The organism is Desulfovibrio biadhensis (genome assembly GCF_055388615.1).
Window position 1 is genome coordinate 4,448,926 of sequence record NZ_AP042477.1, and the last position, 11,785, is coordinate 4,460,710.

6 protein-coding genes are annotated in these 11,785 nt (G+C 52.2%); all 6 read left to right on the top strand.

Going from position 1 to position 11,785, the window contains the following annotated elements; translation table 11 throughout:
• Positions 1–83: 83 nt before the first annotated feature.
• Positions 84–1,427: an efflux RND transporter periplasmic adaptor subunit gene (locus ACZ5EH_RS19320; RefSeq protein ID WP_464275510.1), complete on the top strand. Its 1,344-nt coding sequence runs from the start codon at positions 84–86 to the stop codon at positions 1,425–1,427.
• Complete coding sequence (locus tag ACZ5EH_RS19325) at positions 1,424–4,603, top strand: efflux RND transporter permease subunit (protein ID WP_464275511.1); 3,180 nt, start codon at positions 1,424–1,426, stop codon at positions 4,601–4,603. Before ACZ5EH_RS19320 ends, ACZ5EH_RS19325 begins: the two co-directional genes overlap by 4 nt.
• 275 nt (positions 4,604–4,878) lie before the next feature.
• A complete protein-coding gene (locus ACZ5EH_RS19330; protein WP_464275512.1) occupies positions 4,879–5,898 on the top strand; it encodes a transglutaminase-like domain-containing protein in 1,020 nt (339 codons plus the stop codon).
• Between the two features lie 129 nt (positions 5,899–6,027).
• Complete coding sequence (locus tag ACZ5EH_RS19335) at positions 6,028–6,639, top strand: 4Fe-4S dicluster domain-containing protein (RefSeq protein WP_464275513.1); 612 nt, start codon at positions 6,028–6,030, stop codon at positions 6,637–6,639.
• Between the two features lie 14 nt (positions 6,640–6,653).
• Positions 6,654–9,692, top strand: coding sequence for a molybdopterin-dependent oxidoreductase (locus tag ACZ5EH_RS19340; protein WP_464275514.1), 3,039 nt, complete (start codon positions 6,654–6,656; stop codon positions 9,690–9,692).
• 721 nt (positions 9,693–10,413) lie between these two features.
• Complete coding sequence (locus tag ACZ5EH_RS19345) at positions 10,414–11,775, top strand: TolC family protein (RefSeq protein WP_464275515.1); 1,362 nt, start codon at positions 10,414–10,416, stop codon at positions 11,773–11,775.
• Positions 11,776–11,785: the final 10 nt, after the last annotated feature.

Below are 11,785 nucleotides of genomic sequence, written 5' to 3' on the forward strand. Positions count from 1 at the left end.
CTATCTAAGTTCAATAAATCGTTGTTCCTGTGATGAACGCAGAGTCCAATTATACCCTGCCCCAGCTATCTAAGGAGACGTCCATGTCCAGTTCGCGTCCAATGCCCGTCTTCCGGCCTTCCAGGCTCGCACTGTTTGTTCTGCTTACCCTCCTGATGCTGCTCTCGGGATGCGGCGATAAAAGTGAAGACAAACAAGCCTCCAAAGCCGAAAAACAGAAAAGCGAACAACCTGCTGCACAGTCTTCGCAGCAGCCGCAACAAGCCCCTCCTAAAATCAAGGTCGTGGAAGTCACCCCCGTAAAAGTTCCTTTCATTGCTGAATACTCTGCCTCACTTGAAGCGAAAGAAACGGTTGAAATCCGTGCACGAGTCGCCGGCTACCTGCAAAAAAGACATTTTGAGGAAGGAAGCTCCGTTAAAAAGGGGGACCTTCTTTTTACCATCGACCCGAGCCAGTACCAGGAAGCTCTCAAAGAAGCGCAATCTCAACTGGCCAGAGACAGGGCGACGATGGAAAAAGCCAAAGTTGACCTGCAGCGCTTCAGCCAGCTTTACAAAACCGGCGCCATCAGCCGTGAAGAACTGGATACGAGGGCAACGACGGCCAAAGAATTGGAAGCCACAGTTGAACAGGACAACGCAGCCGTCAAACAGGCCCAACTCAACCTTGGCTATACCACCATCGAAGCGCCCATTTCCGGCCGCATTGGCCGCGCCCAGAAACAAAAAGGCGACCTGGTGGGACAGGGAGAAAACACCCTGCTCGCAACCATCACCTCGGTGGATCCGATCTATGTAAATTTCAACATCAGCGAATCTGACTACCTGCAGTACATGAAGCAGGCGCAGCAAGAGAAAACGCCTCCCAAAGTCGTGCCGATTCTCGTCATGGGGGATGGATCCCTTTATGGCCAAAAGGGCACCATCAACATGGTGGACCCCACTGTGAATGAGGATACCGGAACCATAGGGGTGCGTGTGACCTTTCCAAATTCCATGGGCCTGCTGCGCCCTGGTCAATTCGCGCGCATCCGTCTTGCAGTAGAAAGGGATGAAAAAGCAATTCTGCTGCCCCAGCGAGCCTTAAAGGACGTGCAAGGCATGAAAATGTGCCTTGTGGCGGACAAGGATGGCAAGGTTCAAAGCAAAACAGTGACGCCAGGACAAGAACTCGGCTCTTTCGTTGTTATTACGAAGGGCCTCGAGGCAGGCGACCTCGTACTCATAGAAGGGTTGCAAAAAATCAATCCTGGCCAGACCATCGAACCGGAAAAGACCGAACTTGATTTCAGCGAATTGAAAACGAGTCTTGGTGGAGACAATGAAACAGACAGCCAGCAATCCGGAGCTGCCGCGTCTGAAAACGGCGAAACAATGGATGAAGGCGCTGCACAATCGCCAAATGCCTCCGGAGGCGCGCAATGATTCGCTTCTTCATTGACCGCCCCATTTTTGCGGGGGTTGTCTCCATCATCATCACTCTGCTGGGTGGCTTGGCAATATTGACCTTGCCCATTGCCCAGTATCCAGAAATCACACCACCTACAGTTCAGGTTTCGGCCACATACACCGGCGCCAATGCGGAAGTCGTGGCCGATACGGTTGCGACGCCCATCGAGGAGCAGGTCAACGGCGCGGAAGAGATGAGCTACATGTCGTCCATCTCTGCCAACGATGGGACCATGAACCTAACCGTCACCTTTGAAGTCGGGCGCGACCTCGATATGGCCACGGTTGACGTGCAGAACCGCCTCAGCCTGGCCGAACCGTCACTGCCCAATGATGTTACGCGTCAGGGACTGAGCGTGAAAAAACGCTCCCCCAACATTCTCATGGTCATCAACCTCATAAGTCCTGAGAATACCTACGACAGCCTTTTTCTCACCAACTACGCCACCATCAACCTGAGTGATGCCATTGCCCGTACCAAAGGTGTGGGTAGTGTCACCGTGTATGGCGCTGGCGATTATTCCATGCGCATTTGGCTGGACCCCTCCAAGATGGCCGACCTGGGCGTCAACGTCAGCGATGTTGCCACAGCAATCGGAGAACAGAACGTTCAGGCGCCCGCCGGTCAGGTGGGCAAACCGCCGACGCCGCCGGGACAGGAATTCCAATACACTGTGCGTGTCCGCGGCCGTCTTAGTGAAGTTCAAGAATTCAAAAATATCATCATACGCTCGAATCCGGACGGCTCAACCATTCGCCTGAGTGACCTCGGCACGGCGGAAATGGGCGCCATTTCATATGACTCCTTCAGCCGGCTCAATGGCAGGCCAACCTGTTCCATTCTCGTTTACCAGCTCCCGGGCGGCAATGCGCTGGAGACTGTCGGCCTTGTGCGCGATCTTGTTGCGGACTACTCAAATCGTTTTCCCCAGGGAATGGAGTACAAGGTCTCCTTTGACACTACCAAATTTGTCCGCGTCTCCATCGAAGAAGTTATGAAAACCCTGTACGAGGCGCTTTTCCTCGTGCTTCTCGTGGTTTTTATTTTCCTCCAGAACTGGCGGGCAACGCTTATTCCCATGATCGCGGTGCCTGTTTCTCTCATCGGCACGTTCGCGTTCTTCACCGTGTTGGACTTTTCCATCAACACACTATCATTATTCGGTATCGTACTCGCCATTGGTCTTGTCGTGGATGACGCGATCGTTGTTGTCGAGGCTGTGCAGCGAATAATCGACGAAAAAGGTGTGGGTGCGCGTCAGGCAACGGTGGAGGCCATGCAAGAAGTTGCTGGCGCCATCATCGCCACCAGTCTGGTTCTCATCGCGGTGTTTGTCCCAGTCACTTTCATGGGGGGCATTACCGGACGTCTCTACCAGCAATTCGCGCTGACACTCAGCGTCTCAGTGGCCATTTCCACCCTTAACGCCCTGACCTTGAGTCCTGCGCTTTGCGCCTTGCTGTTGAAACCTGCAAGCGAAGGCAAAGGTCCCCTTGCCTGGTTCTTCCGGCTCTTCAATAATGTCTTCGAGAAGCTGACACGCGGCTATCTGGCCAGTGTGCGGGGGGCGCTCCGCCTTTCCGTGGTCACCCTTGCCATTCTGGGCGTCCTGCTCTTCGCTACCTGGGGCCTGTTCGAAAAAGTCCCTACCGGCTTTGTTCCCGATGAAGACCAGGGGTACTTCATGGCCAACGTCACCTTGCCGGCTGCTGCGTCCTTGCAGCGTACGGATGCGGTGATGAAAAAGGTCGAGGACTATTTCAAACAAAAGAAGGGCGTATCCGATGTCCTCACCCTTGGAGGCTACAATATTCTCAACGGCTCCACCAGTTCGTACACATCGAGTATGTTCATTATTCTCGATGACTGGTCAGAGCGGACGACCGAGGATACGTCACTCAGGTATCTCCTCGGTTCCTCCTACAAAGAACTCAACCAGATGCAGGAGGCAGTGGTTTCCGTCTTCAACCCCCCTGCCATCAACGGCCTTGGCGTCTCCGGCGGTTTTACCTTTGAGCTGCAGGACCGCTCCGGCCATACAATCGAAGAAATGGCCCAGGTCTCCAAGGACTTTCTGGCGGAGCTGAACAAACGGCCTGAGATTTCCCGCGCCTTTACTTCGTTCACGGCAGATGTTCCCCAGCTGGAAGTGGAAGTTGACCGCGCCAAAGCCAAAACCAAAAAGGTCCTAATCAGTGACATATTCTCCACCCTGCAAACATTTTTGGGTGGATATTATGTCAACGACTTCAATAAGTTCGGCAGAACCTACAAGGTGATGTTGCAGGCGGCGCCGCCTTTTCGCATTCGTCCTGACCAGATAGGCAGCTACTATGTGCGGTCCACAACCGGCGAAATGGTGCCGCTCTCCACGTTGACCAATGTAAAGCAAATCCTTGGCCCGCAATTCGTGCAGCACTTCAACCTGTTCCAGACGGTGGAGATTTCTGGCAGCCCCGCCCCTGGCTATAGCTCGGGGCAGGCACTCCAGGCGCTTCGAGAAGTGGCCGAAGAAAAACTTCCCGATGGATATGGCTTTGACTGGAGCGGCATGAGCTTTCAGGAGGTCAAACAAGGCAGCCAGGCCATCTTTGCTTTCGGCCTCGGCGTGCTCATGGTTTTCCTCTTTCTGTCAGCTCTTTATGAGTCGTGGTTCATTCCGCTCTCTGTCCTCTTCACGGTGCCGCTTGGTGTTTTCGGCGCCATGCTGGGGCAATTCGGCCTGGGACTGGACAACAACGTCTACGCCCAAATCGGATTGGTCATGCTTATTGGTTTGGTGGCGAAAAACGCAATTCTCATTGTTGAATTCGCTAAAATGCGACATGAACAAGGCTTATCTGTGCGGGATGCCACCCTTGAAGCTGCCCACTTACGCTTTCGTCCAATCCTGATGACCGCCTTTGCGTTTATCCTGGGCACACTGCCTCTTGTCATTGCAAGTGGAGCAGGCGCAGCCAGCCGCCACTCTCTTGGCACATCGGTCTTTTTCGGAATGATCGTTGCGACCTTGCTTGGCGTTGTCATCACGCCAACTCTTTACCGTACCATTCAAGGTCTCACTGAATGGGGAAAGGACAAAAAACACCACGATCACAAAAAAGATCAAAAAGAGGCTGAACAAGACACATCATCTACCAAGAAAGAATAAGCACTCAAGCCATATAAGCTATAAAAAACCGCTTGGCAGCATTTTTGCCAGGCGGTTTTTTTATTTTCATTTTTATACAAACATATCGCATGTATTTTCAAACATAATGTTCAAAATAACATCACAAAACAACAATAAATGCTTATTTCAGCACAACAATACTATCGAATTATTCCATACTTTACTCGACAAATTGAGACAAGAATCAATTTGTTAATGCATCTCCCTAAATGTAGAGTCTTCAAATTGCATTTCACTATAACATGGAGGGTGCCATGAGAGCATTACGTATCATCGTCGCAGTATTCTTGCTTTGTTCAGTAAGTTCATTTTCCTGGGCTGAACCATATTCCGGCATAGTTACATTGACCATCAAGCCCAGTGTAATGCCGGATTCCAAAACAGCCAAATTATGGACTCCATACCCTTTGTCCAACAAGGCTCAGGAGATATCTGACTTGCGGATCAAGACCAATGCGTCTGAATCCTCTGTCTATCGCGATCCGCACAGTAACGCTCTTTTCCTGTATACTGGTTGGAGCGACCTGAGCGCAAAACCTGAAATGACCATGACCTATCATGTGAAGCTGGGATCTCGGAATGTGGGAGAGCTCAAAGATGTCGGCGCGCCCATTCCTGCCCCAATCCGTGAAAAATATCTGGCAAACACTGACCAGATCCCCGTTGATGCATTCAAGGAAAAGGCCGCAGAAATCACCCAAGGAAAGACCGGTATCTTAGAGAAGGCTAAGACCGTATACGATTGGACCGTAGAGAACACCTTCCGTGACCCCAACGTTAAAGGCTGTGGCCTAGCCAAGCCTGGTAGAACGCTGGACGAATGCAATGGGGGCGGTAAATGCGCAGACCTGAGCACAGTTTTCGTCACTTTGGCCAGAGCAGCCGGCGTGCCGGCACGTGATGTATACGGCCTCAGGCTCGGTTCTCCAAAAGATGGTGATATAACCAGCGCTTTCCATTGCTGGGCCGAATTCTATCTCCCCGGCAAGGGGTGGGTGCCGGTGGACCCGGCCGACGTACGTAAAATGATGCTGGTGCACAAACTGGAACTTGGCGACGAAGCCACCCAGGACTGGCGCAAACTGTTCTGGGGCGGGGATGACCTTTTCCGCATCACGCTCAGCAAAGATTCCCGTGGCGTTGTCTTTACCCCGCAGCAAAAGGGCGCCCCCCTCAATTACTTCATGTACCCCTTTGCCCAGGTGGATGACGAAACCCTCAACTACTTCGACGCCAAAGCCTTCACCTACAGCGTCACCTTTACCGCAGACTAATCTCCAGTCATGGCGGCGAGAGTCGCCTTCACTACATATTCGCCGTCCCGGCCCGCGAGTTTCGGGTCGGGACGTTTTGGAGGCCATATGCTTACGAGAAGAGCATTTTTCAGGAACGGGCTTATTTTGATGGCTGGAACTGCTGGGCTGAGCCTGTCGGACGAGGCCTGTGCATTTCCCAAAACACCGGCCAAAGCCCGTTATATGATGATCATCGACACCGAACGATGCATGGGGTGCAACAGTTGCGTTACCGCGTGCAAATTTCAAAACGAAACAGCACGGTCCTACTTTCTTACAACCGTTTCGAGCATTGAAGACGGAGAATACCCCACAGTTCGCAGCCGCTTTACGCCGCAGAACTGCACCCAGTGCGATACTCCGGCCTGCTTGCCGGCATGCCCCAGCAAGGCCATCAGCAAACTTTCCAATGGTATTGTTGTTACTGACTGGAACAAATGTACAGGAGATGGGGCTTGTGTCTCCGCCTGCCCTTATGATGCAAGATTCATAGATCCGCGTTTCGGCAAAGCCGATAAATGCGATTTCTGTCTCCATCGCCTGGCCGAAGGTTTGCAGCCGGCTTGTGTGGAATCCTGCCCTTCCAACGCGCGTCTGTTTGGCGACATCAATGCGCCGAAAGGCGAATTTGCTAAGTACCTCGCCCGCGCAGATCTACGCGAAAGATTGCCTGACTTGGGCATTGCCACCAGCACCAGATACACCATTTCCGGCGCTTGATAAGGAGTATCGATATGAAGAAAAAAAAGACTGCCACAGATACAAACAGAAGAACATTCCTGACCACAGCGGCAATCGGCGCCTCTGCTGCCGCACTTGGCGCTGCCCTGCCGCAAAAGGCTGCTGCCGCAACACAACAAATCGGCCCGGGGCAAACCCCGCTGCGCATAGATCCAAAAGCATCCGTCGTCACCTCTGTCTGCCTTTCTTGCAACGCCAATTGCGGCATTCGCGGCATTGTAAAGGATGGTAAACTGGTCGGCATTTCAGGAAATCCGTATCACCCCTATAATATGCATTTTGAGCAACTTCCCTATGAAACACCTGCTGACCAGGCCCTTGCCACGCCAAGTTCTGTTTGCAGCAAAGCCATGGATGGCATCAACCAGACCTACAGCCCTTACCGCCTGGTTCGCCCCTTGAAGCGTAGCGGCCCCCGCGGCTCCGGAAAGTTCGAGCCCATAGACTGGGAAACCCTGGTGGCTGAAATTGCAGACGGGGGCAAGCTTTTTGCTCATCTTGGCGAAGATCGCGAGATTGAAGGGCTCAAAGCGCTTGATAGCGATGCCCCAATCAATCCTGACGATCCTTCGCTTGGACCTAAACGAAATGGATTTGTCTGTATCACAGGGCGTCTCCAAAGCGGCCGTAAGGAATTTATCGATCGCTTTGTCAAAAAATCCATGGGGTCCCAAAACCGCATTGGGCACACTGATATCTGCGGTCTGGGGTTTCGCATGGGAAACTGGGCGCTCACGGAACAACGCCAGGTGGAACTGAAGACCGACCCCAGGTCGGCTGAATACATACTCGTCTTTGGCGCAAATATTTACGAGGCGCTGCAACCTGGCATCAACACGTACGGCGCTATTGTCGCCAAACGACATTCAAAGGGCGAATTGCAATTCGCGGTGGTGGACCCCCGGGCCACAAAAGCCTCAGCACACGCCCAGGAGTGGGTTCCCGTCAAGCCCGGACACGACGGCGCCCTTGCCATGGGCATAGCCAGGTGGATTGTGGACAATGACCGCCACAACAAGGAGTTCCTCACCTCCCCAAATCTGGACGTTGCAAAATCCAGAGGGTTTGGAGCCTATTCAAATGCGCCACATCTGGTCATCACCGAAAAGGGGCACCGCCATGAAGGCGCCCTGCTCCGATTGAAGCATCTCGATCCCTCCAGAGGTGGAGATACAGGTGAAACTTTGATGGTGCTTGAACCTGGTAACAACATTCCCACTCCTGCCGACCAAGCCAAAGATGCGCTGCTTGAAGGCCATACCATAATAACTGACTATTTTGGCAACACGTTCTCTGTGGCCACTGCCTTCAGACTGTTCAAAGACAAACTCCGGGAGTTGTCCCTCGATGAGTACGCTGCAGCAGCAGGCACCCCCAGAGAACAGATTGCCAGGGTTGCTTCGGAATTCTCCTCGCACGGCACACGGGTCGGCGTCACACAGTACCACGGCGCCGGCAATTACGTAGACGGGTCGTATGCCGCTTACGCAGTCGCCATACTCCCGCTTCTGCTCGGCAGTGTGGATATGCGCGGTGGCTACATGAAAAGTGGCGGTGGGGCTGCTTCCCCCAAAAAAGGGCTTTACGATTTGGCCCATTTTGAAGGTGAGCGCAAACCTTCCGGAGCACGTATTTCCCGAGAGAAAGGGCATTACGAAAAAACGGTAGAATTCCAGCAAAAAAAGGCAAAAACAGGCTCTGGGTACCCCTCCAAGAGGCCCTGGTTCCCCTTTTCAAAAGGGGGGCTCTCCTGTGAAGCATTGAGCGGCATTGATGAACAATACCCCTACCAGTGCAAAGTATTGTTCACCTACTTCTACAATGGCGTCTATTCGACTCCCGGTGGTTATCGCTTCAAGGAAACGTTAGCAGATACGGACAAACTGCCGCTGTACGTTTCTCTGGACACGGCAATAAACGAAACAAACATATACGCAGACTACATAGTGCCGGACCTGTGTTACCCTGAAGGACTATACGGGTGGCTCAACCCGCACGCCCCTACCTGCCGCTTTACTGGGCTGCGCATCCCCATCATCGAACCTGTTGTGGACAAGACGGCCGACGGTCGTCCATTTTGCACGGAAACATTGCTTATTGATTTGGCAAAACGCATGAAACTGCCCGGCTTTGGCGACACGGCAATTGCAGGAGCCGACGGGAAAGTGCATCCCTTGAATAAAAGCGAAGATTTTTATCTTCGTGGATATGCCAATATTGTGGCCAATGCCCAAACACCGCAGGCATCCGATACGGAAATCGACCTGCTGGAAAAGGCCTCGCCCCTGGCAAAGCATAAGGATGTTTTGCCTTCTGAACAGTGGCAGCAACTCTGTTATGCCCTTGTTCGTGGCGGTGTCTTCAATTCCTACGAGTCCGTTTTTGACAAGGAAATCTTCACTCGCGGGTTGGGGCGTTATGCACTTTATAATGAAAAAATGGCATCAACGGTCAACACCCTGACTGGAGAGCGTTTCTCCGGTCTGCCACAGTTTGTGAAACCGCGTATTTCAAATGGTAACAGCGTGGAAAGCACAGACAGGGATTATCCCTTCAGCGTGGTGACCTACAAAATGAGTGAACACACACAGTCCCGCTCTCTTTGGTTTGATATCGGCCTGCAGATCGCTCCCACCAACTACGTCCAGATGCACGCTGCAGACACCGACAAGCTTGGCCTTGCTGATGGCGATATGGTCCGGCTTTTTTCTGCGTCCAACAAAGAGGGCATTGAAGGAAAAGTCCAACGTACGAACCTTGTGCGCCCCGGCTGTGTAGCTGTTTCATTTCACTTTGGCCATTCGCAATTCGGCGGCACACAGTTACCTATAAAAGATGCCAACACCGTCTTTTATGGTGGTGATGCTGTCGCCACAAAAGCAGGCCTGCAGCCACGAGCTGATTATCTTGCAGGTCTCAACTTCAATGATGTCGCTCGCCTGGATGAAAACCTGGCCAATACCCCGATGGTAGACCTCTTGGGCGGTTTTCCTGATTTCAGCAGCACCAGAGTCCGCATCGAAAAAGTATAGATAGAATCTAAAACAGACTGGGCAAGGCCGGAGGAAAGGGGTCTTGCCCAGTCACAAAGCTCTGTGCCCCCTCCTCTCGCTAGCAAGTTTCCTCATCCAGCGCATGAACTTGCGTATTCGCCCCCTCCCCCTATACCTTACCGGTGCCCTCCCCGATTATTCTAATTGGAACAACTTGCAAGATACCCTAGATTATTAAGCTGTAAATTTTCTGTACAGACCATTCCCATGGGGAAAAGGTTCTCCCCCCATGCAGAAAGCAGGTCGCGCCCTGTTGCTGTTGCATGATAGTAACTACCCAATTTTAAGAACTATCACTTCGAGTCAACAACTGAGCAAACAGACTAGGTGCCCCCATGTCCTTTGTTTGCGCCTGTAGCGATCCGAAGCTTGAAACACGCAAGCGCACAAGCCTGTAAACAATCTGTACACATATTTTATCGGTTGTACATTTTCTTTACATTTTCTTCTGAGAACGACTCGTTCTCCGTCCAACACAAGAGTCTAACCTACTGATTTAAAAATAATAATATTTTTTCAGGCTTTTTGGCATCATACTTGATAATAAATAGACTATGACGGTAGGAAATTGTATGCTGGAGCGCAAATTCAGGGAATTCTTTGGAGATCACGTTGTAAGCAGCATCCTGGGCCATTTCCAAATACCCCCTTCAGGGCCTTTATTCATACTACAGACGAAATCAAGCAACGGGAGTGTGGAATGTTGCCGCTAATTGTAAAAACAATGGCTGTGTGCCTTTTGGGTTTGTTTCTTTCAAGCCTGCCAGCAGTATGCAAAGCAGAACCGACAATACATGAGCACGTTGCGGCACTCATTGAGCAAGGGCTGCAGAACAACAGTGAATTGGCGGCCCTGCGCAAGGAAATAAAGGCACTGGAGGCGGAAGCTCCAGCAGCGGGCGCATTTACTGATCCCAAAATCAGTTTCGGAGTACTCAATGTGCCGACCGATACCTTTGATTTTGATCAGGAAGCCATGACCCAAAAGCAGGTCGCCCTCTCCCAGCGACTGAAGTGGTTTGGCAAACTCAGTCTGGCGCAAAAAAAAGTCGTTCTCAGGGCAGAGCGTCAGAGAGCAGCTTTGCATGGCAAGGAGCTTGAACTGGCCCGTGACATCGCTGTTTCCTATCATGATCTGGGGACGACATACGAAAACCTGGAGACTAACGCCACACTGCACGAGATCCTGGGTGCAATCCTCAGAGTAGCGGAAAGCCGCTATGCCACCGGAATTGGGGGGCAGCAGGACATATTGCAGGCTCAGGTGGAAATGAACCAGACCCTGGATGACAGGATCGTATTGGAGCGCACACTGCGCCAACAAAAAGACCGCATCAACGAACTGGTGCAGCGAGAGCGCTTTGTTGAGGTTCCTGCCCACGCACCACCAGAATTGGTGCGGCCAAGCCTGAGCCGCGAACAACTTGTGGCCCTGGCTCTGGAAAATAATGCGGCCATCAAAGTGCGTCAGGCGGAAATCGATATTGCGGAAGTTGACGTCAAAATCGCGCGCAAGGAATTCATGCCCGATGTTGATGTCTCATTGGCCTATGGCCAGCGTGATGACGACCCTATGGGTAATGACAGGGCCGATTTCCTTTCGGCCGGCATCTCCTTCACTATTCCGCTTTGGGCTCCGGTAAAGCAGGAAAAGACACTTGAAGGCGCTCAAACCAGAGTCGAATCCACCCAACATTCTTTACAAAGCGTACGCACTGCCCTCCCTCATAAAATCGATTCCATCCTGACGGAAATCAATTCGCTGCTTGAAAACCAGAAATTGATGCAAAACGTATTGACCCTGCAGGCATCGCAGTGGGCGGAAAGCCTGCTGGCCAAATACGAGGTCGGCGAGGCGGATTTCGACACCACTCTTGCCGCTGAACTCCGGCTTGTCCGCTACAACCTAAAATTGCGGACCTACCGGCACCAGATTCGCGCGGCTATCGCCAGACTGGAGGAACTGGTCGGCGCACCTGTTCCCCTCGAAACTGTTGACGCTGTTGCAGATAAAAAACCCACGAATGAGTCATTGCAATACAAGCTGGCAATCGGGCTGTAAAAGGAGAAAC

Bases quoted from the DNA above. Each gene is read 5' to 3' on its own strand.
- ACZ5EH_RS19325 (WP_464275511.1), top strand. From the start codon at position 1,424: ATGATTCGCTTCTTCATTGACCGCCCCATTTTTGCGGGGGTTGTCTCC.
- ACZ5EH_RS19340 (WP_464275514.1), top strand. From the start codon at position 6,654: ATGAAGAAAAAAAAGACTGCCACAGATACAAACAGAAGAACATTCCTG.
- ACZ5EH_RS19320 (WP_464275510.1), top strand. From the start codon at position 84: ATGTCCAGTTCGCGTCCAATGCCCGTCTTCCGGCCTTCCAGGCTCGCA.
- ACZ5EH_RS19345 (WP_464275515.1), top strand. From the start codon at position 10,414: ATGTTGCCGCTAATTGTAAAAACAATGGCTGTGTGCCTTTTGGGTTTG.
- ACZ5EH_RS19335 (WP_464275513.1), top strand. From the start codon at position 6,028: ATGGCTGGAACTGCTGGGCTGAGCCTGTCGGACGAGGCCTGTGCATTT.
- ACZ5EH_RS19330 (WP_464275512.1), top strand. From the start codon at position 4,879: ATGAGAGCATTACGTATCATCGTCGCAGTATTCTTGCTTTGTTCAGTA.